The sequence below is a fragment of the Sphingosinicella xenopeptidilytica genome (assembly GCF_042676985.1).
In the GTDB taxonomy this organism is placed as follows: domain Bacteria; phylum Pseudomonadota; class Alphaproteobacteria; order Sphingomonadales; family Sphingomonadaceae; genus Sphingosinicella; species Sphingosinicella xenopeptidilytica.
Genome location: NZ_JBHTIK010000012.1, coordinates 22842 through 48528, shown reverse-complemented (window position 1 = coordinate 48528; position 25687 = coordinate 22842). Strand labels below are relative to the sequence as shown.

At 64.5% G+C, this 25687-nt stretch carries 26 protein-coding genes; 8 read left to right on the top strand and 18 right to left on the bottom strand.

Translation table 11 applies throughout. The features are described 5' to 3' along the window. Positions 1–81: 81 nt before the first annotated feature. From ACFQ00_RS15765 to ACFQ00_RS15755, 3 genes are all read left to right on the top strand, one after another. On the top strand, positions 82–1227 hold the full coding sequence (locus ACFQ00_RS15765; RefSeq protein ID WP_381492902.1) for a DUF3667 domain-containing protein: 1146 nt from the start codon (positions 82–84) through the stop codon (positions 1225–1227). A gap of 171 nt (positions 1228–1398) precedes the next feature. Continuing rightward, positions 1399–2187, top strand: coding sequence for a phosphoribosylaminoimidazolesuccinocarboxamide synthase (gene purC / locus ACFQ00_RS15760; RefSeq protein ID WP_374595762.1), 789 nt, complete (start codon positions 1399–1401; stop codon positions 2185–2187). Between the two features lie 119 nt (positions 2188–2306). After that, positions 2307–3053: a PEP-CTERM sorting domain-containing protein gene (locus ACFQ00_RS15755; protein WP_381492899.1), complete on the top strand. Its 747-nt coding sequence runs from the start codon at positions 2307–2309 to the stop codon at positions 3051–3053. Between the two features lie 49 nt (positions 3054–3102). Here the strand turns inward: ACFQ00_RS15755 and ACFQ00_RS15750 are convergent, their stop codons facing one another. Together ACFQ00_RS15750 and ACFQ00_RS15745 are read right to left on the bottom strand one after the other, a co-directional pair. Next, positions 3103–3267 (bottom strand): hypothetical protein, encoded by a 165-nt coding sequence (locus ACFQ00_RS15750; RefSeq protein WP_381492896.1) that lies wholly within the window; start codon positions 3265–3267, stop codon positions 3103–3105. After that, complete coding sequence (locus ACFQ00_RS15745; RefSeq protein ID WP_381492893.1) at positions 3267–3431, bottom strand: hypothetical protein; 165 nt, start codon at positions 3429–3431, stop codon at positions 3267–3269. The genes ACFQ00_RS15750 and ACFQ00_RS15745 overlap by 1 nt, the downstream gene beginning before the upstream one ends. 136 nt (positions 3432–3567) lie before the next feature. On the opposite strand from ACFQ00_RS15745, the gene purS reads away from it, so the two are divergent. Genes purS through ACFQ00_RS15730 form a run of 3 tightly spaced genes read left to right on the top strand, consistent with a single transcriptional unit; the run spans position 3568 to position 5448 of the window. After that, positions 3568–3798, top strand: a complete 231-nt coding sequence (gene purS, locus ACFQ00_RS15740) for a phosphoribosylformylglycinamidine synthase subunit PurS (RefSeq protein ID WP_121051114.1) — start codon at positions 3568–3570, stop codon at positions 3796–3798. Between the two features lies 1 nt (position 3799). After that, complete coding sequence (gene purQ, locus ACFQ00_RS15735) at positions 3800–4468, top strand: phosphoribosylformylglycinamidine synthase subunit PurQ (protein WP_381492890.1); 669 nt, start codon at positions 3800–3802, stop codon at positions 4466–4468. Positions 4469–4482: 14 nt separating this feature from the next. Continuing rightward, positions 4483–5448: a sulfotransferase gene (locus ACFQ00_RS15730; RefSeq protein WP_381492887.1), complete on the top strand. Its 966-nt coding sequence runs from the start codon at positions 4483–4485 to the stop codon at positions 5446–5448. On the opposite strand, the gene ACFQ00_RS15725 is transcribed toward ACFQ00_RS15730, so the two are convergent. The 4 genes from ACFQ00_RS15725 to ACFQ00_RS15710 form a co-directional block, all read right to left on the bottom strand. Continuing rightward, the gene (locus tag ACFQ00_RS15725) at positions 5442–6461 is read right to left on the bottom strand and encodes a phosphotransferase (protein WP_381492884.1); all 1020 of its coding nucleotides are present in this window, start codon (positions 6459–6461) and stop codon (positions 5442–5444) included. The two genes, ACFQ00_RS15730 and ACFQ00_RS15725, sit on opposite strands and share 7 nt — an antisense overlap. A 58-nt stretch (positions 6462–6519) precedes the next feature. Then, positions 6520–7023 (bottom strand): MarR family winged helix-turn-helix transcriptional regulator, encoded by a 504-nt coding sequence (locus ACFQ00_RS15720; RefSeq protein WP_381492881.1) that lies wholly within the window; start codon positions 7021–7023, stop codon positions 6520–6522. A gap of 227 nt (positions 7024–7250) precedes the next feature. Further along, entirely contained in the window at positions 7251–7799 is a 549-nt protein-coding gene (locus tag ACFQ00_RS15715; protein WP_381492878.1) for a glutathione peroxidase, read from the bottom strand. 18 nt (positions 7800–7817) lie between these two features. Beyond that, positions 7818–8561, bottom strand: coding sequence for a queuosine precursor transporter (locus tag ACFQ00_RS15710; protein WP_381492875.1), 744 nt, complete (start codon positions 8559–8561; stop codon positions 7818–7820). A gap of 31 nt (positions 8562–8592) precedes the next feature. On the opposite strand from ACFQ00_RS15710, the gene ACFQ00_RS15705 reads away from it, so the two are divergent. After that, on the top strand, positions 8593–9873 hold the full coding sequence (locus tag ACFQ00_RS15705) for a Y-family DNA polymerase (RefSeq protein ID WP_381492873.1): 1281 nt from the start codon (positions 8593–8595) through the stop codon (positions 9871–9873). A gap of 40 nt (positions 9874–9913) precedes the next feature. After that, positions 9914–12073, top strand: a complete 2160-nt coding sequence (gene purL / locus ACFQ00_RS15700; RefSeq protein ID WP_381492870.1) for a phosphoribosylformylglycinamidine synthase subunit PurL — start codon at positions 9914–9916, stop codon at positions 12071–12073. A gap of 27 nt (positions 12074–12100) precedes the next feature. On the opposite strand, the gene ACFQ00_RS15695 is transcribed toward purL, so the two are convergent. From ACFQ00_RS15695 to ACFQ00_RS15640, 12 genes are all read right to left on the bottom strand, one after another. Beyond that, positions 12101–12448: a hypothetical protein gene (locus ACFQ00_RS15695; protein ID WP_381492867.1), complete on the bottom strand. Its 348-nt coding sequence runs from the start codon at positions 12446–12448 to the stop codon at positions 12101–12103. After that, complete coding sequence (locus ACFQ00_RS15690; RefSeq protein ID WP_381492863.1) at positions 12445–13374, bottom strand: hypothetical protein; 930 nt, start codon at positions 13372–13374, stop codon at positions 12445–12447. Before ACFQ00_RS15690 ends, ACFQ00_RS15695 begins: the two co-directional genes overlap by 4 nt. A gap of 188 nt (positions 13375–13562) precedes the next feature. Then, complete coding sequence (locus tag ACFQ00_RS15685) at positions 13563–14777, bottom strand: DmpA family aminopeptidase (RefSeq protein WP_381492859.1); 1215 nt, start codon at positions 14775–14777, stop codon at positions 13563–13565. Positions 14778–15000: 223 nt separating this feature from the next. After that, positions 15001–15669 (bottom strand): hypothetical protein, encoded by a 669-nt coding sequence (locus ACFQ00_RS15680; protein WP_381492856.1) that lies wholly within the window; start codon positions 15667–15669, stop codon positions 15001–15003. Positions 15670–15725: 56 nt separating this feature from the next. Continuing rightward, positions 15726–16169 (bottom strand): Hpt domain-containing protein, encoded by a 444-nt coding sequence (locus ACFQ00_RS15675; RefSeq protein ID WP_374595777.1) that lies wholly within the window; start codon positions 16167–16169, stop codon positions 15726–15728. Between the two features lie 92 nt (positions 16170–16261). After that, positions 16262–18190: an alkyl/aryl-sulfatase gene (locus tag ACFQ00_RS15670; protein ID WP_381492853.1), complete on the bottom strand. Its 1929-nt coding sequence runs from the start codon at positions 18188–18190 to the stop codon at positions 16262–16264. 70 nt (positions 18191–18260) lie between these two features. Then, a complete protein-coding gene (locus ACFQ00_RS15665; protein WP_381493415.1) occupies positions 18261–18464 on the bottom strand; it encodes a sulfurtransferase TusA family protein in 204 nt (67 codons plus the stop codon). Positions 18465–18478: 14 nt separating this feature from the next. Beyond that, positions 18479–19339, bottom strand: a complete 861-nt coding sequence (locus ACFQ00_RS15660; protein ID WP_381492850.1) for a hypothetical protein — start codon at positions 19337–19339, stop codon at positions 18479–18481. 106 nt (positions 19340–19445) lie between these two features. Beyond that, positions 19446–19796: a hypothetical protein gene (locus ACFQ00_RS15655; protein WP_381492847.1), complete on the bottom strand. Its 351-nt coding sequence runs from the start codon at positions 19794–19796 to the stop codon at positions 19446–19448. A 174-nt stretch (positions 19797–19970) separates the two neighbouring features. After that, the gene (locus tag ACFQ00_RS15650) at positions 19971–23150 is read right to left on the bottom strand and encodes a TonB-dependent receptor domain-containing protein (RefSeq protein WP_381492844.1); all 3180 of its coding nucleotides are present in this window, start codon (positions 23148–23150) and stop codon (positions 19971–19973) included. A 61-nt stretch (positions 23151–23211) separates the two neighbouring features. Beyond that, complete coding sequence (locus ACFQ00_RS15645) at positions 23212–24558, bottom strand: spinster family MFS transporter (RefSeq protein WP_381492841.1); 1347 nt, start codon at positions 24556–24558, stop codon at positions 23212–23214. Positions 24559–24643: 85 nt separating this feature from the next. Then, entirely contained in the window at positions 24644–25684 is a 1041-nt protein-coding gene (locus ACFQ00_RS15640) for a threonine dehydratase (protein WP_381492838.1), read from the bottom strand. Positions 25685–25687: the final 3 nt, after the last annotated feature.

Genomic DNA, 25687 nt, shown 5'->3' with positions numbered 1-25687 from the left:
CTGCAAGCAGCACGCTTGATCGTCGCAGCTTTTGCGCCGAAACTTGCCGGGCGGACATTCAGGCAGGCGGGGCGGGAAGCGATGAGCGGCGAGATCGATGCGGCGGGCACCCTGATCGCGGGCGGCCTCGTGGCCTCCGCGCTCGATGGTGAGGACGGCAAAGCGGGCGACGTACAGACGATCTGCCCGAACTGCGACACCCCCATCGTCGGCCATTACTGCCACGAATGCGGGCAAAGCGCGCATCTTCCGCGGTCGATCGGCCATATCTTCCACGACATCATGCACGGCGTGCTGCACTTCGACAGCAAGGGCTGGCGCACCCTGCCGATGCTGGTGACGCGTCCCGGCACGCTGACCCGCGACTATGTGGAGGGGAAGCGCGCCCGCTACGTCGCGCCCTTCTCGATGTTCCTGTTTACCGTGTTCGTGATGTATTTCACCTTCGCCATGGTCGGCGGGCCCAACGTCAACCTTGCGGACGCGGTGCATCTCGATCCCAAGAGCGTCGAGGCGGCGCAGCAGGAGCTCGTCACCGAGACGGAGAAGCTGAACGCGCTCGAGGCGAAGCTGGCCGTCGCAAGGGCAAAGCCGAAGCCGGTGCCCGGCGAGGCCGCGGAGCTCAAAGCCCAGATCAACGAACTGCGCACCGAGATCGGCATCATGAAGGCGACGCTCGGCACCATGGGCGTCGTGCCGCGCGACCCGGAAAACCCCGATGCGCCACAGCCGCCGGACTGGCGGGAGGCGCTCACGAAGGTCGTCGACAAGGAGTCCCCGACCGTCAACACCGGCAACCCCGGCCTCGATGCGAAGCTCAGGAAGGCGCTGAGGAACCCCGAGCTGCTGTTCTACAAGATGCAGCAGTCCGCCTATAAGTTCTCGTTCCTGCTGGTGCCACTGTCGCTGCCGTTCGTGTGGCTGCTCTTCCCCTTCCGGCGCAGCGCGCGCCTTTATGATCACGCAGTCTTCACGCTCTATTCGCTGTCGTTCATGTCGCTTTTGTTCGTGTTCGCCGTGCTGCTCGCACGCATCGGCCTCATCAGCTTCGGCAGCGCGATGGCGATCAGCACGTTCGTGCCGCCCGTCCACATGTTCGTGCAGCTGAAGGGCGCCTACGGCCTCAGCGTCGGCGGCGCACTCGCGCGAACGCTCCTGCTCTCGATGTTCGCGATCGTCGTGCTCACCCTGTTCATGCTCATCATCATGGCGCTCGGCGCGGTCTGAGCCGCTTCCCCGAGCGCTTGCCCGGAGTGCTGACCCAAAGCGCTTGCATTGTCAGCCCGGCAGGCTTCCGCTATGGCGGGTGGTGTGTTTCCCCGCCTCGGGCACGCGCCAGTCAGCCGGTGCGAACCGGGGCGGTGCTTTTTTCAGACTCCGAATCGAGAAGGTCCGCCGATGTCCCGCCGCCGCCAGATTTACGAAGGCAAGGCCAAGATCCTGTACGAAGGGCCGGAACCCGGCACCATCATTCAGTATTTCAAGGACGACGCGACCGCGTTCAATGCCCAGAAGAAGGGCACGATCAGCGGCAAGGGCGTGCTCAACAACCGCATCTCCGAGCATATCTTCACGCTGCTCGGCCAGATCGGCATCCCCACGCACTTCATCCGCCGCCTCAACATGCGCGAGCAGCTCGTGCGGCAGGTGGAAATCATCCCGGTCGAGGTCGTGGTGCGCAACGTCGCCGCCGGCTCGATCTCGAAGCGCCTCGGTATCGAGGAAGGCACGCCGCTGCCCCGCACGATCCTTGAATATTACTACAAGGACGACGCGCTCGGCGACCCGATGATCACCGACGAGCACATCGCCTGCTTCGGCTGGGCGACGCAGGAAGAGATGCACGACGTCGCCGACATGGCGATCCGCATCAACGACTTCATGTCCGGCCTGTTCGCCGGTGTCGGCATCCGCCTCATCGACTTCAAGCTGGAGTTCGGCCGCCTGTGGGATGGCGACTACAGCCGCATCATCCTTGCCGACGAGATCAGCCCGGACGGCTGCCGCCTGTGGGACAGCACCACGAACGAGAAGCTGGACAAGGACCGCTTCCGCCGCGATCTCGGCGGCGAGGTGGAAGCCTATCAGGAAGTCGCGCGCCGCTTCGGCCTGCTCCCCGAAGGCTCGGTCTCCACGGTCCTCGACCTCGACGAGCACCGCAAGGCTCGCGGCAAGAAAGACAGCTGACAGGCTTCGGCCTGTCTGCTTTTCTTTACACTTTTCAGCAGCGTTTTCGCCAAGTCATTGATTTTGTCTGCTGGTCCTTTTCTTGCATGAACTTTCCCATAACAGGGAAGGGGCTTGAAATGAACGTATCCAGAATTCTGGCGCCCGTGGCGTTTGTCGTACTGACCGCATCTCCGGCCTTGGCCATGCCGAGCATTTCCATTGAGCCTGGTGACAGCCCCGCTGGCGGCTATCTCCCTCTTTCAGTTTTCGGCATCGCGCCCACCGCGGGGATGGGCGACGAGAGCATCGTCAATTTCACGACCCCCTCGTTTGTCTTTGGAGGAGAAACATGGGGCAGCGTGGGGATATCCAGCAACGGCTATCTCAAGGTCGGCGGCGGCACGAGCGCGGACAGTTCTTTTGCCAACACCGCCTTGCCTGACGCCTCCTCTCCCAAGAATATCCTGGCCCCCTTCTGGACCGATCTTGATTTTGGCCTGGGCGGGGCTTTCCGCATTGCGACGCTGACCGACGGGGTAAACACTTGGCTCGTCAGCGATTGGGCCGGTGTGCACGGGTTCGGCAGCGCCCAGACCTATACGTTCCAGATTTGGATCGGCGTCAACGGTATAGAGGACATCACGTTTACCTACGGTCCGCTCGGCGCGCTGCCCGCGGATCTCACGGTCGGCGCGCAGGACGCCTCCGGCACCGTCGGCGACACATGGTACTACAACGGCACCGGGACAGCGCCCTTTAACGGCCTGCAGCTGCGCGTGAGCTCGCTCGATCTGCCGGTCGATGTTCCTGAACCGGCAGCGCTCGCGCTCTTCGGCCTCGGCGTTGCAGGGCTTGGCTTTGCACGGCGGCGCAAGGCGGCATGACAGGGTGGGCGGGCCGCAGGGCTCGCCCTTCCTTCCTCCGCGGAAGACATCAGCGCCGCTTGGCGCGCTTCTTCTTGACCTGATATCCGCAGATGATGCCGAACAGAAACGCGCAGAACAGCGCGATGTGCAGGTTCGAGCCGCGCATCTGGCCGAGGATGTCCTCGTAATAGACGAACAGCGCCACGAACATGGAGGCGGCGAGAAGGCCCATCAGCCGTCCTTTCGCCAGGCGGAAATGATGCCGAACAGGAACGACGCGACAAGCGCGAGCTGTACCTCCTGATCGTGTGTCAGCCACGGAAAGATGTAGCCGCCGACGAAATTCTCGGCGGTCGCGAACAGCACCACGAACAAGGCAATGGCGAGATAGTCCACGTTGCCCCAGACCCCGACCTCAGAATGACCCAGCCATAACCATAGGCACACAGGCTTAACAAAACCCTCACATGCGCCCACGCGCCCGCGATTTTGGGCGTTGCGGCGCGGCGCCGGGAGCGCCATAAGGCGCGCCATGAAAGCCAAAGTCTATGTCACGCTGAAAAACGGCGTCCTTGATCCGCAGGGCAAGGCAATCTGCCACGCGCTCGAATCCCTGGGGTTCGACGAGGCGCAGGACGTGCGGCAGGGCAAGTTCATCGAGCTCGAACTCGCCGACGGCACCAGCGAGGCGCGCATCGAGGAGATGTGCCGCAAGCTGCTCGCCAACACCGTGATCGAGAACTACCGGATCGAGATCGCCTGAGATGAAGAGCGCGGTCATCGTCTTCCCCGGCAGCAACTGCGACCGTGACATGGCGGTCGCGCTCCGCGAGGTGACGGGACGTGCGCCCGCGATGGTCTGGCACCGCGAAACCGTGCTGCCCGACGTGGACGTGATCGCGCTTCCGGGCGGCTTCTCCTACGGCGACTACCTGCGCACCGGCGCCATTTCGGCGCAGTCGCCGATCATGGCCGCGGTGAAGCGCGCCGCCGAGCAGGGCCGCTTCGTGCTCGGCGTCTGCAACGGCTTCCAGGTACTCACCGAAACCGGGCTGCTGCCGGGCGCGCTGATGCGCAACGCCGGGCTCGATTTCGTGTGCCGCGACGTGCCGCTGACGGTCGAGAACACGCAGACGGCGTTCACGTCGGCCTACAAGGCGGGCGAAACGATCCACATTCCCGTCGCACACCACGACGGCAACTATTTTGCGGACACGGACACGCTCGACCGGATCGAGGGCGAGGGCCGCGTCGTCTTCCGCTACGCCGAGGACGTGAATGGCGCGCAGCGCCGCATCGCGGGCATCGTCAACGAAACCGGCAACGTGCTCGGCATGATGCCGCACCCGGAGCGCGCCATCGAGGCGGCGCAGGGCGGCACCGATGGCCGCCGCCTGTTCGAAGGCCTCGTGCGGGCCTTCGTCGACGCGTGACCACGGCGGGCGACATGGCCGGCCCGCTGATGATCTTCGGCAGCCCCCGATCGGGCACGACCTGGGTCGGCTCGCTGTTCGATTCGCATCCGCAGACGCTCTACCTCCACGAGCCGGACGTCATCGAGAAGGAACCGCGGCTTCCGTTCGTGCCCTATGGCGCGCTTCCGGCCGACATCGACCGGATCACCCGCGACTATTTCGAGCGGCTGGCACACAATCGCTCGCTGCGCAGCGTCCACACGCCGACACTGTTTCCCAAGAGCTACCGCGGCGGCATCGCCGATCAGGCGCGCGCCGCGATCGTCCGCGCGCTGCGCGCCGTCGATGCCGTGCTTCCCGCCGTGGGCCGCAGCCGCAACCTTCAGGTGCCCGATTTCGCGAACGAGGGCGAAACGCCCTGCCTCGTCATGAAGTCGGTCGATTCGATCCCGCGCCTCCCCGTGTTCGCGCGCGCGCTGCCCGGCGTGAAGTTCATCTACATTGTCCGCCACCCCTGCGGCGTCGTCTCTTCGAAGCTGCGCGGCGCGGAGCTCGGCAAGATGGGCGCCGCGACGCTCTATTCGGATGTGCTGGCGCTGCCGCCCGCCCGCGCCGCCGGCCTCGACAAGGCGCGCGCAGACGCGATGACGAACATCGAGAAGCTGGCGTGGGATTGGCTCATCACGAATGAGTGGGTCTACAGCGAGGTCGCCGACCTCCCCAACGTCTACACGCTCGTCTACGACCGGCTCGCGGCGAACCTCGATCCCGAAGCCGCGTCGCTGTTCGACTGGGCGGGGCTCGACCGCCCGGCGCAGGTGCAGGCCTATTTCGATCGTCTGCGCGGCTTCGACGGCACCGGCGATCGCTATTTCAGCCTCAACCAGAATCCTGCGAAATCGGCCGCGAAATGGCGGCAGGAACTGAGCGCCGAGGCGCAGGAAACCGTCGGCGCCATCGTCGCGGGTTCAGGCGTCGGCAAGCTCTTCGGCTACTGACCGCCGCTCGGGCGACCGTCCCGCCAACCTGCGATTAATGGCTCCAGGCCCGCGTACAATTCTGCGTCCCGGCCGGTGAGCAGGTGCTTCGCGCGCGTGCGAACCTCGGTGCGGTCCGCTTCGTCCGTTAGATACGGCGCGGGTGATTTGCCATCGACGCGCGCCAGCAGCAGCGCCGCCGTAAGCGCGCCCGCGCGCCGCATCAGCGCATCGGCATCCTCCCAGGCGATACCCGCGCGATAGGCCTCCGCCATTTGCGTGGCGGACGCCGTCAGTTCCGCCGCGTGCGGCTTCAGCCACACCGCCTTCAGCAGAAGATGCGTGGTGCAGAACGCAAGGTCGAATGCCGGATCGCCGTACACCGCGCATTCGGCATCCAGGAACACGGGACCACCGGGGCCGACGAGGATATTCTTCGGGCTGATATCGCCGTGGACGAGCGCGACGTGCCGCGTTTCGAGATCGGCGGCGAGCGCCCGCAGGCGCGGCGCGACCTCCGCATCATGCTGCGCGACATGGAGCAGGAACGGCTCCACGCGCAGCGCATGAAACATCGCGCCGGTATCGAAATCGCGCGCAATGGCGGGGTCGTTTGCCGTCGCGGCGTGAATACCGACGAGCGCTTCGCCAACCTTCGCGGCGAAGCCCGGATCGACACGCCCGGCGATGAGTTCGTCCTTCCAGACCGGGTGCTGCGCCGGCTCCAGAAAGCGCATCGCGAAGAGGTGCTCTTCGGGCACTTCGGCGACGATCGTGGGAACGATCCCGGGTGCGAACGCGCCGACGCGCCGCAGCCAGCGCACCTCGCTCTCGGCGCGCTCCACAGGCGCGAACCAGTCCGCCTGCACGCGCAGCTTGGGAAGCGCGCGCTTCACGGCAATCGGCCCGGCCGCGGTATCGACGCGCCACACGTCGCACGAAACGCCACCGGACAGCGGTGTCATCCGGGGCGTCTCATCGGGCGCCACAAGTCCGCAGGCGCGCAGGTGTTCGATCACGGTTTCGTCTTGCACGGCGCCCAGGCGTCCTTTTCCATGGCCTTCGCGAACCTGCGGAGCGGCTCCGGCAGCGTTACACTCTAAGGTCGCTCAATGTCGGCGCGTCCTTCGCTTCCTCGGTCAGATTGGCGATCACGCGGCGCAGCAGCGATTGCAGCACGTCCACCTCCGCGTCGGACAGTCCCTCCGTCGCGAGGTCATGCACCTCCGCGTTCATCGGCACCAGAACGCCTTCGAGCGCCTTTGCGTGATCCGTGAGGTGAATATAGATCTTGCGGCGATCGATCTTGCACTTCTCGCGCCGCACCAGCCCCGCCGCTTCCAGGCCTTTCAGCGCAACCACCGTGGTCGGCTCGCGCATCCCGACGCGCGTGCTGAGTTCGCGCTGCGTGATGCCGTCCTCACGCCAAAGCTGGCGCAGGAAGCGCCACTGCCCCGCGGAGACGCCGTGCTCCAGCGTACGCCGTTCGAGCGCGCGCGAAAACGAGCGGAACGTCACGCGGGAAAGATAGCCGATGCTGTTCTCCGGGAGCCTGTAATACTCCGCGGGCTGACGCGCGGTTTTGGGTTTCGACACCGTACAACTCTCCCTGTGCCGGCCGCGCTTGCAATCCGAAAAACGGCCTTTCCGCCGGTTAGCAGACCGGGACGCGGTCGTCCCCTTCCAATCGCTGGACGGCCTTCATGCGCCCCGCTTCGCTTGCTGTGTCTCCAGCAAAAAACAGCGACCCGTGCGGGAACCGCCGCCGGTATCGTTGCGGACACCGGCACCGGCGCGCTGTCGGCCCGGGGCCGGATTGCCTTTCAGGCAGAAAGCGCTTCGTCGATCGCCTTCACGAGCACTGGATCGTCGGGCGTAATATCGGGAGCAAAGCGGCCGACCACCTTTCCGTCCCGACCGATCAGAAATTTTTCGAAGTTCCACATCACGCCCGTCGGATCAGTGGGCGCAAGGCCGTGCTTCTCCAGCTTCGCACGCAGATCGCCGTCCGGATTCTGCGTCGCCTGCGGCCGCGCAGCAACGAGCGCGCCATAAAGCGGATGCCGATCCGCTCCGGTCACCGCGATCTTCGAAAACATCGGAAAATCGACGCCGAAGGTGGACCGGCAGAAGTCGGCGATCTCGCCGTCCGTGCCCGGTTCCTGACCGGCAAAATCGTTTGCCGGAAACCCGAGAACGACGAGCCCCGCGTCTTTTTTCTGCGCATAGAGCGCTTCGAGCCCATCGTACTGCGGCGTCAACCCGCACTTGGATGCGACGTTCACCACAAGCAGCGCCTTGCCCGCATAGTCACCGAGCGTGGCGGCGCTTCCATCGATTTTCTTCAGGGGGATTTCGCTGATCGTCGTCATAACAGGTTCCTTTCAGGTTCAGATACTCGTCTTGAACGGCGTGAAATCAGTCTTGCGATCGTAGACGTCCAGGCCTTCGCGCCGTTTCAGGAACCCGACGACCGCATAGGTCACGGGCGTCAGGATCGCTTCCCAGCTCACTTTCAGCACCCACTGCGTGATGAGCACCTTCAGCACGAGGTCGTTCGTCCACCCCGCCGCGCCGAGAAACGCCAGCGGATAGAAGATCAGGCTGTCGACGCCCTGCCCCGCCACCGTGCTGCCGATCGTGCGCATCCACAGGTGCTTGCCCTGCGACCACACCTTCATCTTCGCCATCACGTAGGAGTTGGTGAACTCGCCCGCCCAGAAGGCGACGATGCTGGCGAAGACGATGCGCGGCACCTGACCGAACACCGCCTCATAGCTCGCCTGCCCGGTCCAGTCCGCCGCGGGCGGCAGCGCCACCACCACCCACGCCATGAATGCCATGAAGATGAGTGCGGCGAACCCCGCCCAGATGCAGCGCCGTGCCCGTGCGTAGCCATAGACTTCGGTGAGCACGTCACCGAGCACGTAGCCAACGGGAAAGAACAATATGCCCGCGCCGAACGGCCAGTCGCCGATGCCGGGCAAGTCCACGACCGCCACTTTCCCCGCGCCGAGCACATTGGAAAGGAGCAGGATGGTGACGAATGCCGCCATCACGAAATCGAAGTAGCGCAGCGGCCGCCCATGCAGCGACTCCGCTTCCACGGCGCGAGGTGCATGAACTTCGTTCACAATTTGTTCCTCATGCGCTACACTCCCGCTTATGCGCCCCGATTCGCCGCTCCGCTGGCTGTTTCTCGATCTGAACAGCTATTTCGCCAGTGTCGAGCAGCAGTTGCAGCCGCACCTGCGCGGCAAGCCCGTCGTCGTGTCGCCCGTGGACACCGACACGACGAGCGCCATCGCCGCGAGCTACGAAGCGAAGGCCTTCGGTATCCGCACCGGCACGCCCATTTGGGAAGCAAAGCGCCTCTGCCGCGATCTCATCATCACCCCCGCACGCCACGGCGCCTATGTGGAATACCACAACCGCATCGTCGCGGAGGTGGATCGGCACATTCCCGTCACCAAGGTCTGCTCGATCGACGAGGTCGCCTGCCGCCTGATGGACAACGAGAACGACCCGGCGTTCGTCCGCGATCTCGCGCGGCGCATCAAGGCGGGCATCGCCGCGAATGTCGGCGAATATCTGAAATGCTCGATCGGCGTCGCGCCGACGCGCCTCGTCGCCAAGATCGCCTGCGACATGCAGAAGCCGGATGGCCTTACCGTGATTGAAGCGCACGAGCTGCCCGAGCGCCTCTATGTCCTGAAACTCACCGACATCCCCGGCATCGGCCGCAAGATGGAGCGCCGCCTCGCCGCCAAGGGCGTGCTCTCGATCCGCGACCTCATCGCGCGCGGCCCGAAGCGCGCAGGCGAGGCATGGGGCGCGGTAAACGGTGACCGCCTGTGGTGGTCGCTCACCGGCCGCGAAGTGCCCGAGATCGAGACGCAGCACCGCTCGATCGGGCACAGCCAGGTGCTCTCCCCCTCGAAGCGCGACCCCGTCGCCGCGCTCGCCACCGCGCGGCGCCTGTGCCTCAAGGCCGCGAGCCGCCTGCGCCGCGAAGGCTATGCCGCGCGCAGCCTCCTCCTCCACGCCCGGCTGGAAGACGGCGGCAAGTTCGCCGCGCACCAGCGCCTGCCGCTGACGCAGGACAGCTTCAGCTTCCTCGCGCAGCTGAATGCGCTCTGGCCCCGCCTCGCCGACGCCGCGCGGCAACAGCCCACCGGCGCGCGCATCCGCATGATCGGCGTCACGCTCGCGGAGATCGCGCCCGCCGGCCACGAACAGGGCGCGCTTTTCGACCGCGACGACATCGACCACGCCCTCGCCCGCGAAGCGCGCGGCCTCCGTCTCAGCGAGGCGATGGACAAGGCGAACGCGAAGTTCGGCCGCAACGCCGTCACGCTCGGGCCGCTGATGGGCGGCCGCATCGACCATGTCGGCGCGAAGATCGCCTTCCACCGCATCCCCGACATGGCGGAGTTCCACGAATAGGCGCTGGAACCGCGCGCCCGGCGCCGCTATGAGCGCGCGCATGACCGACATCATCACGCCCGAGATCGTCGCCGAGCACGGCCTCACCCCCGACGAGTACGAAACCATCCTCGCCGCGATGGGCCGCACGCCCAACCTCACGGAGCTCGGCATCTTCTCGGTGATGTGGTCGGAGCACTGCTCCTACAAATCGAGCCGCATCCATTTGAAGACGCTGCCCACCGAGGCGCCGTGGGTGATCTGCGGCCCCGGCGAGAACGCGGGCATCATCGACATCGGCGACGGCGACGCCGCCATCTTCAAGATGGAAAGCCACAACCACCCCTCGTTCATCGAGCCCTATCAGGGCGCGGCGACGGGCGTCGGCGGCATCCTCCGCGACGTGTTCACGATGGGCGCGCGCCCCGTCGCCAACCTGAACGCGCTGCGTTTCGGCGCGCCGGACCACGCGAAGACGCGCCACCTCGTCGCGGGCGTCGTCCACGGCATCGGCGGCTACGGCAATTGCGTCGGCGTCCCCACCGTGGGCGGCGAGGTGAATTTCCACCCGGCCTACAACGGCAACATCCTCGTGAACGCCATGACCGTGGGCGTCGCGAAGACCGACAAGATCTTCTATTCGGCCGCCGCGGGCATCGGCAATCCGGTGGTCTACGTCGGCTCCAAGACCGGTCGCGACGGTATCCACGGCGCCACCATGGCCTCGGCGGAATTCACGGACGATTCGGAAGAGAAGCGCCCCACCGTGCAGGTCGGCGACCCCTTCACCGAGAAGCTCCTCATCGAAGCCTGCCTCGAACTCATGTCGTCGGACGCCATCGTCGCGATTCAGGACATGGGCGCCGCGGGCCTCACCTCCTCGTCGGTCGAGATGGCCTCGAAGGGCGGCGTCGGCCTCGAGCTCAACCTCGACGCCGTACCCTGCCGCGAGACCGGCATGGTGCCCTACGAGATGATGCTCTCCGAAAGCCAGGAGCGGATGCTCATGATCCTGAAGCCGGGCCGCGAGGCCGAGGCCGAGGCGATCTTCCGCAAATGGGAGCTCGATTTCGCCGTTATCGGCACGGTGACGGAAACCGGCCGCCTCGTGCTGAAGTTCAAGGGCGAAACCGCCGCCGACATCCCGCTCGCCCCGCTCGCCGACAAGGCGCCGCTCTACGACCGCCCGCACGTCGAAACGCCGAAGCGCGCGCCGCTGGGCGCCGTGCCCGAAAGCGCCGACCTCACCGCCGATCTCGTGAAGCTCATCGGCTCGGCGGACATCGCCAGCCGCCGCTGGGTGTGGGAGCAGTACGACCACATGGTCGGCGCCGACACCGTGCAGCGCCCCGGCGGCGACAGCGCGGTGGTGCGCGTCCACGGCACCCGGAAGGGCCTCGCCATCACCACGGACTGCACGCCGCGCTACTGCTTCGCGGACCCGTTCGAGGGTGGCAAGCAGGCGGTCGCCGAAGCCTATCGCAACCTCTCGGCGGTGGGCGCCACCCCGCTCGCCATCACCAACTGCCTCAACTTCGGCAATCCGCAGCGCCCCGAGATCATGGGCCAGTTCGTCGGCTGCGTCTCCGGCATGGGCGCGGCGTCGAAGGCGCTCGACTTCCCGGTCGTCTCGGGCAACGTCAGCCTCTACAACGAGACGAACGGCGTCGGCATCCTGCCCACCCCCGCCATTGGCGGCGTCGGTCTGCTCAAGGATTACACCAACAGCGCCACCATCGCCTTCAAGGCCGCAGGCGAGCCGATCTGGCTCGTCGGCACGCGCGAAGGCGGCCACCTCGGCCAGTCGATCTGGCTCCGCGAAATCCACGGCCGCGAAGACGGCCCGCCTCCTCCGGTGGACCTCGATGCCGAGCGCAAGGCAGGCGAATACGTCCGCAAGCTCATCGCGGAGGGCAAGGCAACCGCCGTCCACGACATCTCCGACGGCGGCCTCCTCGTCACCATCGCCGAAATGGCGCTCGCAGGCGGCACCGGCGCGAAGCTCGACGTCCTCACCACCGCCGAAGCCTTCGGCGAGGATCAGGGCCTCTACGTCGTCACCGCCCCCGAAGGCGCGCTCGACGGCGCACCGGTGCCGGTGAAACGCATCGGCGCGACGGGCGGCGACGACGTTACCGTGGGCACCGCCTCCGTCACCCTCGCCACGCTTCGTGATGCTTACGAGGGCTTCTTCCCGACGCTGATGGGGCGGAATGCCTGAAGCCTCAATTCGATAAGTACGCACACCTCAGAAGACGTGAATATTACTGGAATCGAGCCATGCGGGTACGTTGATGTGCCGCGCGCGGCGATGGCGTGACAGTATGGTCCGCAATAAAGCAAGAGCTTCCAAAACCTCTGTCAACACTTCCCGGCGCTTTGCGTGAAAATCATGTGAAAACTCGTTCTTCAAGAAGCTATGCGCCGGCTGTTGACGTAGCTTGCGTATACGCCGCATTGGCCCAATGATCGCATTTATAATTTCCCGTTTATCTTTTCCTACAACAAAAATATCTAGCCATTCTTGTAAAAGACTGATTGTTCCTTTGTCGCGAACAGAAATTCTTCCATCTGATCGCTTTTGTTCATTGATCAAATCAACCTTGTCTCGAAAAAATCCTTTTCGATATTATCTGAAAGCAGTTTGTCCCAACTGTGAATAAAGGAGGAAAAATTATCACTGCTTGGCACAAGGAAGGCTGAAAGGTCGAACGATAGGTCGTCAGTCATCTCATTACGAAATAGCCTTTTTGAAAAAGCAGCATTTGCCATCTCGTTAATGAGGCGCATCTCCTCCTGGATCGCATAGCGGATCGATCGATTCTCCCACCAATCTCCAATAACGGCCGACTGGAAATAGGGCTCACACATCGGCACGTGATCAGCAACGAAACTGTTCCAATACTGCTGATGCTCTGGGGTCAGATCGGCAAGGTAGCGATAAAACACGATGATATGCGGAATAAGATCTGCGTTCAGGCCAAGACCAAAGGATTCGACAGAAATCTTATCGCGATCAGGCACCTTAATGCTGTCGTAATATTCACCCGAAATGCACATGTCACCCATATAGTCGTGAAACTGAACTACAAATCGCGGGTCATTCCGGTACCGACCAAGAACACCGAGTTCAAAGGTCGCGAACGCGAGCTGGGCCTCGCCCAGTAGCAGGGCACGTGAGAAAGGCCGATCAGCCAATTCAATTGGGCTGATTTTTTCTGCGAGCAGCGCAGGACTCGGATAAAGGCAATAGCTATCCAGGCTTTCAATTTTAACCCATTCGATTTGCTTGTCTTTCGGTAAAATCGGTAGCCGTTTAATGTGAGGATTGACATCGCGACGGGCGAACACACATTCAATGCTTCCACCTTCGATGAGCTGCGCCAATAGCTCTTGGAAAGAGCCTGTTTGTGTGTGACGCGCTATCGCATCAGCAGCCCGTACACCATTGAAGCGCCCATTGCGCGCTGATGTAAGAAAGAAATCTAGAACAAGAGTTTCAAGATCGCTTAGTTCTGACATACACCTTATCTAGAACAACAAGAACCCTAGGTCAGGGGTATTCTCAAGCATTGAGAAAATTGAAACGACTTCCATGATCAGCTCACGTCGGTGCGGGCGAGGGCATTGCCGAGCGGAGTTGACAAAATTCCGCCGCGTCCCGGCGTGGCGGCGGCCTTGTCAGGATAGTCTCGCAGGAGTGTCCATGCTCACTTCGCGCCAGCCAACCGCCCGTACTTCTTCAAAACCGCGCGCAGTTCCGCGTGCGGCAGGCGCTGGATGGTGTAGCCGTCGACACCGGTCAGCGTCTCCGCCGCCACCAGCACGTTGGTGATTGCCTCTTCGGTCGCCTGCGTTGCCGCTTCGAAGATCGGGGTCAGCTTGTCGTTGGGCGTCGTCTCGACGCTGATGACATTGCCGCCCACGCTTTGCACGTTTGCGTTCGCGGTCGAGAAGGCGACGAAGATGTCGCCCGAACCGTTGCTGCCCGCGTCGCCCATGCGGCCCATGCCCGCCGCCGCACGCTTGGCGAGGCGCTTCAATTGATGCGGCAGCATCGGCGCGTCCGTCGCCATCACCACGATGATCGAACCGTCGCCGGGTGCAACGCGCTGCGCGACGTCGGTATTCGCCGCCGCCGTTTTCACTCCGCGCGTTTCGGGCAGGTACTTGCCCGCGAGTTCCTCACCCACCGGCGCGCCCGCCACGCGCAGCCACGCCCTCATGCCGAAGTTGCACTGCACGAGCACGCCGACCGTGTAGGCCTTGCCGTCCATCTCGACCATGCGCGACGCCGTGCCCGTGCCGCCCTTGAAGCCGAAGCACTGCATCCCGACGCCGCCGCCGACATTGCCCTCGGCGACCGGGCCGGTCGCGGCAGTCTGGATCGCGCGCATCGCGTGTTCGGGCTTCACGTGGAAGCCGTTGATGTCGTTCAGCATCCCGTCGTAGGTCTCGGCCACCACCGGCGTGAACCACGCCCCCGGCCACTTCACATCGGCGAGCCACCCCACCACCGCGTCGCGCACCACGCCGACACTGTGCGTGTTGGTGATCATCACCGGGCCATCGAAATAGCCACGCTCTTCCAGCCACACCGTGCCGGTCATCTCCCCGGCGGCGTTGCTGGTTTCCCAGCCCGCGAACACAGGCGCGCGCGAAGCCTTGCCGCGCGGCAGCACGGCGGTCACGCCCGTGCGCACCGGTCCCTTGCCGCGCTCGAGCTTGCCGTCTCCCGAGATCAGGCTGACATAGCCGACCTCGACCCCCGCAACGTCCGTGATCGCATTGTTCGCACCCGGCTTTCCCGCGAACGGCACGCCGAGGTCACGCGCACGCGGCCCCTCCGCACTTGCCGCGCCGCTCGCCGCACTCGCCAGAATCATGCCCGCCGCGATGATCGCCGCAAATCGCCGATAGTGCATGTCGCTCCCCCTGCCCTCGATATGGGCAGAGCATAATGCCTTGATCGCGGAAGAAAACCTTAGCCCCCTAGGACCGATCGACATTCAGAAGATGACGTGGCGAAAATGGTGGATTTTCGTGACCCGGAGCGGAGCGTACTAAAGGTACGTGAGCCAAGGCGCGCGCGGAGAGCCGCCATTTGCAGGCCGTCAGGGCTGAATGTCGATCGGTCCTGGACAGCCGCTAGCTGCCGTTAACGCAAGCCCGCCGTACTTTCTCGTGCTGCGCCCGGGCCGTGTTCACGCGGCGGGAGAATTCGGTGCGCAGCGCGTCGGCACGGCCGGGCGGTTGGCATTGGCGGGCATAGTTCACGGCGGCGTCCATGAACGTGGGCAGCACGGCGTTCAGCGTTTCGAAGTTCGCCAGCATTTCGGTGCAGGCGGTCTGCTTGTCGGACCAGGCCTTGCGCGTGTCGAAGTTGGAGACCGCCGCCGCGCGCTGCTGCGCCGCCACGGCCGCTTCGCGCAGGGTCTTGCAGGCCATCGTCTCGCCGCCGCCCTCGGGGGGCTTGCCGATCACGCTCGCGTCGCTGGTGCCGAATTCGCGCGCCGCGACGCCGCGCAGGTCTTTCACGATGCCGCACTGTTTGAGCACGGCCGTGCCCGCCGGAGCACCGATATCGATCTTCGCCTCGCCGTCCGTCACCACCGTGGAGCGGGGCGCACCGTCCAGCGTCCAGTCCACCACAGAGCATTGGTCGGTCGAAGTGCGGATGGTGACGGTGTTCCCTTCCGTCAACAGCTCGGCGCGGCAGCCGCGCACGCGGATCGACGTGTCGCACGATGGCCCCTCCGCCATCGCGGGCGCAGCCACGAGCAAAAGCGCGGCGAAGAGCAGCGACGACCGGATCATGCCCTGTTTCCCCATCGCTTGGAGATTAGCACGCGCAATATGGTGCGTCTCGCGGGTCAGATGCGCCCGAAGCTCTGGTTGCCTGCCGCGCTGCGCACTTCGCCGCGGCGCTGGACGAGCGGGTTCGTCTCGCGCTCCAGCACCTCCATGGTGCGGCGGAACAGCGGCTTCAGCCGCGCGACGAGCACGAGCAGTTCGTCGGGCGTCTCCTGATGCTCCACGCAGCGGCGCGCGCCCATCTCGATGCGCTCGGTAAGCTCGCCGAGCGTCATCGCGCCGAACTGGCGGGCTTCCGATTTCATCGTGTGCGCGGGCATCACCATGCGCGTGGCATTGCCCTCGCGCTGCGCGGCCTCGATCTCGGCGACGGCCTTGGCGCCGTCCTCCCCGAAATAGGTGATGATCTTGATGAACCCGGCGCCCATGGTGGCACGCGTCTTCTCGAAGACCTCGATGTCGACCACCGGCAAACCGGGGTCGGTGATGTCCAGCTTCTCCACGCGCGCGATCCTTACCTTATTCTGCGCGATGATCATCGGGCACGCGGGTAAAGTTTTGGTTTCCGGCGATGCTTGCCGAGGGGTTACGATGGTTATGGAAGCGCGAGGCCGAACGTGGCCGGCGGCGGCTCGAAAAGGCCGGTGAAGCGCTGCAGCTGTGCGGCATCGCCGTCGATGCGCAGGAGGCCTTTCTGCACGGCATCCGCCGCTTTCACCTGCCCGCCGACGAGGCCGAGGAACACGCGGCGCGGGCTGGTGAGCGTCACCGCGGGGGCAGCGCCTTCCATCCACGGCTGATGCACGAGCACGCGGTTCCGCACGCTCACGAGGCGACGCTCGCCGCTGTCGGCAAGCACGATGCCGATCGAAAGGTCGGCACCGGCCGCCTTTTCGGGCGACAGGCGCACCGCCATCAGGTCGAGGAGGTCGGCAAGCGGCGTCGACATCGCGATTTCGGACGTGTTCGCGCCGCCGCCGCTCGTGGGGAGTCCGCGCAGCTCGCGCGCGCCGGAAAGGTAGATGTTGCGCCACGGCGCGGTTTCGGTGGCCCATGCCATCTGCTCGAAGCTGGCGGCGAGCATTTCGCGCGCGCGGGCATTTTCGGGCTCTGCCATCACGAGGTGGGAGAGGAGCTCCGCCGCCCAGCGCTCGTCCCCCGCCTTGCGCGCTTTCGCGGCCTCGGCGAGCATTTTTTTGGCGCCGCCCATCGCCGCGACGATACGCTTGCCGCGCTCCACGTCGGGCAGCGGATCGAGGTGCGCGGGGTTGCCGTCGTAGTGGCCCATGTAGCGCTGGTAGACGGCGCGGGCGTTGAACTTCAGCGATCCGTAGTTGGGCCGGTTGAACCAGGCCTGCCCAAGCTCGGGCGGAAGCTGGATCGCCTCGGCGATCTCGTTGCCGTTCAGCCCTGCGTTCATCATGCGCACGCTCTGGTCGTGCAGGTATTTATAGGCGTCGCGGTGCAGCGCCATATAGCGGCGCAGCGTCTCGCCGCCCCAGCGCGGCCAGAAGTGCGAGGTGAACACAACGTCGCTTTTCGGCCCGAAGCGCGTGAGCGCCTCCGTCAGATAGTCCGCCCACACCTTCGCGTCGCGGATGAGCGCGCCGCGCGGAGTCAGCACGTTGTGCATCGCGCCGTTCGCGTTCTCGGCAAGGCAGAGCGCGCGGAAGTCCGGCAAATAGAAGTTCATCTCGGCGGGCGCCTCGGTGCCGGGCGTCAGCTGGAACTCGAACCTCAACCCATCCACCTGCGTCGTCTCCGCCCCCGCCCGCACCGTATCGGTCGGCGCGATCAGGCTGTACGTCCCCCCTGCCACCACCGGCCCGATCCCCGCCGAAATGATCCCCTCCGGCCCGCGCTCCAGCATGTTCCCGAACATGAAGATGGCCCGCCGGCTCATCGCCGGCCCGGCGATCACGTTCTCCGAGGTCGCGTGCGCCATGAACCCGTCCGGCGCGTAAATCCGCACCTTCCCCGCCTTCATCTCCGCCTCGTCCACAATGCCGCGCACACCGCCGAAGTGGTCGATGTGGCTGTGCGTGTAGATCACCGCCGAAACCGGCAGGTCGCCGATGTGCTTCCGGGCAAGCGCCATCGCAGCGCGCGCCGTCTCCACGGTCGTCAGCGGGTCGACGACGATGAGGCCGGTCTTGCCGCGGATCAGCGTCATGTTCGAAAGGTCGAAACCGCGCACCTGCCAGATGCCGGGCACCACTTCGAACAGGCCGGATTCGCTCACCAGCTGCGCGTTCCGCCACAGGCTGGGGTTCACCGTATCGGGCGCCGCGCCGGCGACCTTCGCATCGTCGGCGAACGACCGGATCACGCGGCCATCCGCCCCAAGCACATCAGCGTCCGGCCGGGCGAGAAGGCCGCGCCGCGCAAAATCGAAGTCCTCGGTGTCGCCAAAGGGCAGGGCCGCCGCTGCCGCGCTGTTCGCGGCCTTCGTCGCCGCGCTCGGCGCTTCCGCCGCCGCAGGGTGCGCTGCCGCAAGCGCCACCACGATCCAAAGGCGCATCATCCCGATCCTCCCCGTTTTGCGTCATGCTGCATGAATCAGGGGACGGCGCAAATGGCGAAGGTGACAGTGTCTAGGGTGTAGCCCGCCTGATGCGCCAGCGGAGCGGTCCCGTTTCCTCGGCCACAACGCCCTGCTCACCCGCGAATGCCGGCACATCGCGCGCCGCGGCGGGATCATCGGCGACAAGCTCGAACTCGGCCGTCTCCGGATGCTCGCGGAGCGCACGCGCCAGCCGCAGCACGGGGAGCGGGCAACGCATTCCGCGCGCATCCACCCGCACCGTCACGCTCAGCGAATCTCGAACAGCTTGATGCTCCGGCTCGCGTACAGATAGGCGAGCACGAGCGAGGAAAACAGCCGGCGCTTGCCCCGCCGCCCGCGCGCGATGAACACGCCCTCCGGATGCCGGTAGAGGTTGGGATAGACTTCCTCGGACTCCTCGACGAGCTGGTCCTTCGCGGCGGTGTCGAGGCCGCGCCAGCGCGAATAGGTGCGGCGCTGCCGCCGCCGCTCACGCACCACCAGCCAGAGCACGGCACCACCTGCCGCAAGACCGACACCCATCGCGAGGCCAGCCAGCCACTGACGGCCCTCGTGCGTTTCCACCTCGCGCGGCGTCGCGACCGCCTCATCCGGCAGCGCCTCGTCCTCATCCCCCGGGCTTTGCGCCTTGCGCGCGCCGGCCTGTTCGTGCGCCAGATATTCCTCGACGCGAAGCCCCATCACCGCCTTGATGGGGCCGTCCGCGAGGCGCATCTGATCGATCGTGCCGTCGCCGCCCGAAACGAAACCCTCGCCCGACGCGCCCACCGTGATCGCATAGAGCGGCCGCTCCGTGCATTTCACCTTCAGCGTGCGCGCGCGCGCGGAGGAACGGAACACCTGATACTCGCGAACGCGCGGACAGTTCACATCAAGCTCGATCACCGTCGCCGAAACGAGCTTTTCCAATTCCTCGTCCGCCGCCCCGCTTTTCAGCGCATGAAAAAGCCGCGTCGTTGCAGGCTGCAGCGCAAGGAGGCTGGGGTCCGGCTCGGTTTCAACGGCGGGCCCGGCAGGCTGCGCGGGTTCCAGCGTCTCCGGGTCACCATCGAGCACGGCTTCGGGAATGACCGGGGGCTCGCCCGTCGCCACAGTCGGCGCGAGCATCAGCGCAATCGTCAAGAGAGCCGCGGATGGCATGGCGCTGATTGATACCGATGCCGCAGCCCCCTGTCAGCACGGAACAGCAACGTTGGACGAGAGCAGGCCGCGCCTACGCCGCTTTCGCCCGCAACACGTTGCAGAGCGCCCGGTCGAGCACGGACGTGGTGATGTGCCCATGCCGCGCGAGGCCGACGAGCCGCGCCTCGGTTACCGGGCCGAGAAGGGGGCGCAGCCCCGTGCGCAACATATCGACGAAGGCGGGCGCCCGCTCGGCAAGCACGCGCAGGTGGTCTTCCGACAGCTGCCCTTCGGAAATCGCCTTCGCGGCGGTATTGAACGCTTCGGGATCGGTGACGTGCGCCCGCGCCGCTGCCTCCAGTATCACGTCGGCGCGTCTGGTGAGGAGCGTTCCGGCCTGCACCATGGCATTGATCTGGTTCGCAAACTCTTCCGGACCCATACACAACCCCCGATTGATACCCGGCCAGCTAGGCGTCTTCGCGCGCGCGGATAAGCCTCTCTCCGACCTTCCGGGCGAGAAACGCGGCAGACCGTTCGGGGTGGCGGCGGACGAAAAAGGACCGCCGCTGCAAATCCTGCAACGGCGGCCAAGGACGGCGATGATATTGGCGACTTAGAATTTCGCAGTTGCACCAATGTAGAAGTAGCGGCCGATGTTGTCGTACGGCGAGCTTCCCGTGGGCGTCACCTGATCACCCGTGACCATGTTGTAGGGCGGCAGGCGATCGAAGGCGTTGTCGACGCCCGCATAGAGGTTGAACCGCTCGTCCACGTCGAAGCCCAGACGGAAGCTGTGGTAGAACACTTCGGGGAACCAGATCACCGGGAAGGCATCCGGGTTCGTGGGCGCCCGACCCTGATGCGACAGCTGCGTCTCGTATTCCGTCGCGATTGTCTGACGGCCGATATACTGGAGCTGGTAACCGAAATCCCAGCGCCCGAAATCGAGCGTCATCGACAGGCGGCCGCGCCATGTCGGGTCGCCGAGTTCGCTCTTCTGCCGATTCGAGAATGTCGGATCGTTGATGTTGGTGAAATTGTTCCGCTTGAGCACATAGCTCGCCACGGCACGGAGACTGAGATCCACCGAGGGCGAAATCGAGGTGCGGTACGAAACGTCGAAATCGATGCCCGACGTTTCCGTCTTGGCGAAGTTGAAGGGCTGCTGGACGAACGAATTGCCGGTCGTCGCGAGCGTCACCGTCGAACCCGCGTGGTTGACGTTCGCTTGTCCGAGGAAGGTGCCGTTGGGGTTGCGATTGATCAGAGCACAATACTGGTTGTCGATCCCGGTCGGATCATCATAGCACAGATCGAGAATGGTCTGCACGCCGAGCACGGCAATGGCATTGTCGATCTTCACATCATAATAATCGACCGTGACCGAAAGCCCCGGAACGAATTCCGGCTGCGCGACCAGCCCAAGCGTGAGGCTGCGGCTGCGCTCTTCCTGAAGATCGGGATTGCCGCTCGTCGCGCCGTTGATCGATGAGACCGGCCGGTTCGTGAACGGCTCCGTCGTGGTGACGCCGTTGACGGCGAACGTCTGCGTCGTCGGCACGCTTGCCGCGGCACAGTTTCGGACACGGTTCGGATTGTTGTTGATGTTCTGTTGTCCGCACGGATCGGCAAGCCCGAGCGGTGCCTGCACGGGGCTTGCGGTCGTGAACAGGTCTCCGAGCGTCGGCGCGCGCACTGATTGCGAATAACCGGCACGGAAGCGAATATCCGATCGCGGCGCCCAGGTGCCACCGACATTGTAAGCGAATACCGTGCCCGTCGACCCAAGGTTGTAGTCCGACACGCGGCCGGATGCCTCGATCGACAATTCGTGGACGAACGGCATGTTCGCGAGCAGCGGGATTCGAATTTCGCCGAACGCTTCTTTCACGACATAGGCAGGCGGATCAAACGTCGGCCCGAGGCTAAAGAAGGTCGCGCCTGCTTGCTGCGTGATCGGGTCGGAGGTTGAGAATGCCGTTTCGCGGCGATACTCCGCGCCGATCGCGAAGCCCACCGGACCGCCCGGCAATTCGAACCACTGCGACGTATCACCGGAAATGAAGGCGGTCGCGTTATACTGCTCGGCCTTTTCCTTGCGCCTCGATGTATGGCCGAAATAGTCGAGCGCAGCCTGGCTGACCTGGCCGTCGCCGAACAGGTTCACGGGGACGCAAGCGGGATCGTCGTTCGTCGTGTCTGCATCGGCATTGACACCGCAAACGATGGTGCCCGTACCGTTTCGAACAGCATTTATCGAGCGCGCATACTGCGCCATCAGAACGTTGCCACTGGTCTTCAAGTTCGTATCGAGACGGCCGTAGTTGAATGCGACCTCATATTGCCAGTCGTCATTGAACGTCCCGTCAAAGCCCGCGACGATCCGATAGGTGTTGCGTTCGATATTGGCGCCGATGCTGCCGAAATCGACGTTGAAGCGCAGCGCCGAGAATGTCGTCTGCCCCGGTGCGAGCGTGCTGCTGATCGCAGCGCGCGCCTGGTCCGTCAGGAACGGATTGTCGATGCTGAAACTGTTGTTGAAAAACGACGGCTGGCCATTTCGAAGCGCATTCACGCTGACATATTTGGCTTCGATGAACGGCCGGAACGCCGGCGACACTTCGAAGCTCGCGACAAGATTGCCCATCTTGCGCTCGACCCCCGGTTGCAGCAAGCCGGTGCGGCGCAGTGTGGAACCATAGCCACCGATGCAGGTCGTCGCGCTGTACTGGCGGAGATCCTGAACACACGGATTGGCGACGAGCGTGCCGTCCGGCATGAAGACGTAGGTGCGGCCAAGCTGCGCCAGCGCATTGGAACTCGCCGGATTGGGCACGCCCGAGCAAGCCGCAGCACGCCGCGCGAGAAAGGCGGCTTCGGATTCTCCTGTGGCCGCCGCCGTTGGGCAGGCAGCGGTATAAAGACCGCCTTCGGAAATATTGTTGTTGCGAACACCCGTGAGGAAGGTGGTGTCGGGAATCCCGTTGCCGATCGCCGCTTCCGCACCGGTCCGGATCGGCCCGGCGGACGGATTGAGATTGGGGCCGGTGATTTCCGTGTTGTTGAAAAGGCTGCGACCCGAGAAGGCGCCGGTCTGATTGTCCCGGTCCGTGAAGTACAATGTGTTCTGCTTCGAATATTCGAGATTGACGGCGATGTTGCCGCGATTGTCGGCAAAGTTCTTGCCGGCCGTGAGATTGAGAGAATAGGAGCCGCGATCGTTCTCGTCCGAAAGACCAGTCTGACCGCGCAGACGAATGCCTTCGAAATCGCGCTTCAGCACGAAGTTCACGACGCCCGCGACGGCATCGGAACCGTAGATCGCCGAATTGCCGCCGGTGACGATGTCGATACGATCGATGAGATCGGTGGGAATGGTATTGATGTCGACCCCGAACGTGCCGGCCTGCGACGTGATGTGGCGGCGGCCGTTGACGAGCACGAGCGTGCGCGTCGTGCCGAGACCACGCAGATCGAGGAGGCTGAGGCCCGCCGTCGTCAGGTTCCGGCCCGAACTGGCATTCGTCATCGTCGGGCGGATGGTCGGCAACTCCGTCAGCGCGTCGCCGACGGAAAGATCGCCTGTGGCGGTCACCTCTTCCACCTGCATCGACGAGACGGGGACGTTCGAGGTGAGGTTGGGCCGGTGGATGCGCGATCCCGTGACGACGATGAGATCGTTTTCGACGGGAGCGGTCTCCGCAGGCGCGCTTTCGACAAGCTCTTGTGCCAGCGCAGGCGCGCTCACCATGCTTGCCGCGACGAGCAGGGATCGAAGACAGATGCTGTTCAATAGATGGATTTTAGACATAGTTCCCCCGATGTTTTCGTTGATTTGCTTGAAAATGGTGGCTTCAGCGTGTGGGCGGTGGTTCGCCGCGCGCTTCCTGATGAACGATAAGCCTTCGCGCAGCCCACAGAAATAAAACGCCGAGCAGGACAGCCGCCGAACCGACAAGCGCCATCGCATCGCCGATGCGTGCCTCGTCGCGCAGCACATGATCGGAAACCGCTGCGATCAAGGTTCCGCCTGCCCCGATGCCCGCGAGGTTCATTGCGAACAGGTAGACAGCGGATACGCGCGCGCGCAGCCCCGGCGGCGACGCGAGTTGAATGGCGACGACGGCAGGTCCGAAGCAGAAGCACGAAAAGAGGATGATGAAGGCGATGCCGCAGAGACCGAGCCAGGGATCCGCAACGACGGTCGCCCACATTGGCCACGGCAGCAGCGCAACCGCGCCCCAGAAACCGACATGGACGGGCGCCGACAGCGGACGCGTCTTCAGCAGCGTATCCGTCGCCCAGCCACTCGCGGCGAGGCCGAGCGGCCCGCAGACAAGCATGACGACGCCGATCCAGAAACCTGTCTGCGATTTGGACCAGCCGTGCGCGCGCAGGAAATATTCGGCAAGCCAGGCGAGATAGCCGTTGAACAGCAGCGAGACGAACGCGAACCCGGCGAACAGCGCAAGCAGGAACTTCCGGTTCTCGACCATGAAGGGAAGAAGCGGCTGCGAGCGCGCACGCTCCGCCGAACGCGCCGTGGCCCGGCGCGGCTCGGGAAGCATCGCAAAGGCGATGATCGCCATCGGGATGCCCGGCAGGCCGACAAGGATCATCACCTGCTGCCATGGCGCGAAGCCCGCCAGCCACGGCCACGATACGCCACCGGCAGCGACGAGTGTGTCGACGAGCCATCCGCCGACGACAAACGTGCAGCCGATCCCCACGTAGACCGCGACATTATAGGCTGCGAGCGCACGGCCGAGCTGACGGCGCGGCGCGAGGTCGGTGATGAGCGAATAGGCGGGCGGCGACAACGCCGCCTCGCCGATGCCGACGCCGACGCGCGCCGCGAAAAGCTGCCAGAACGTGCCCGCATATCCGCAGAGGACGGTCATGATGCCCCAGAACCCAATGCCTGTGGCTATGATCCGCGCCCGATCGAACCGGTCGGCAAGTGCCGCGATTGGAATGCCCGCGAGCGTATAGAGAACGGCAAAGGCAAAACCCTGCAGCAGACTGAACTGCGTGTCGCTTATGCCGAGATCGGCGCGGATCGGCCCCACCAGCAGCAGAATGATCGTCCGGTCGACGTAGGAAAGGACATAGGCCAGCACCAGAAACGCCACCACGAACCACGCCGTGGCCGGGCGGGCGGCGAGCTCACTTCGCACAGGTATGGCGAGAGTACGCGACATTCCGTGAAAGCCCCTTTTTCTTCATGCTGATGGGCCGATAAATATATGTCAAATTAATACTCTAGATACATTCTATGAGGTGATTTTATTCACCTCCGACAACCAGGAACGGCAGAAGTCTGGGCAGCAACGACGTGTCGAGGTTGCCGCCGCTGGCGATCACGGCCACCTTTTTGCCTCGCATCACCTCACGCTCTTTTGTGAGCGCCGCGAGTGCTGCAGCGCCCGCCCCCTCGACGAGATTGTGCGTCGCGCGCAGCATCAGCGCAGCGGCGGCAAGAATCTCCTCGTCCGTCACACGCACGATCCGCTCCGCACGCTCGCAAATCAGCTTCGTCGCACCTGGATCGGGCGACCGGCAGGCGAGTCCATCGGCAACGGTCTCCGCCGTATCAGTGGTCACGACGTGGCCGGCCTCGAACGAGAGCGCATAGCTTGGTGCACCATCGGCAACGACACCGATCACCTGCGTGTGGACGCCAAGCAAATCGCGTGCGAGCAGCGTCGCGCAGATTCCGGACCCCATGCCGATCGGCACGTAAATGGCATCGAGATCTTCAACACTCCGCAGCAATTCGAGCGGATAGGTCGCAACGCCGCGCAGAAGCTGCGGCGTGAACGAGCGGACCATGTGCAGGCCCTTGCTCTGTTCAAGACCGATCGCGAACTCGCGTGCCTGCTGATAATCGTCGCCGTGTTCGATCAGTATGGCGCCGTGCGCGCGCATCGCCGCATTCTTCTCCGGCCCGTTGCCGTGCGGCACGACGATGTACGCGGGCAGCCCGAACAGCCGCGATGCGTAGGCGATACTCTGTCCGTGGTTGCCGCGCGTCGGCGCGATGACACCGTTCGGCGCAAGCCCGGCTTCGGCGAGATACGAGAGATAGGAGAGTCCGCCGCGCAGCTTGAAGCAGCCGATAGGACTATGATTCTCGTGCTTCACCCAGACCTCGCAGCCGAGTGCCTCGCCGAGCAGCGGCCAGCGATGCTGCGGCGTCGCCGGCATGTGCGCATAGATGATGCGCGCGGCCGCTTCGATATCGTCGAGGTTAAGAATGTGCAGTCTCCCCCAGAGCGCGACGTTCCAAGAATGAGGAAAGGCTAGAGAAGGCTTGCTATATGTCAAATT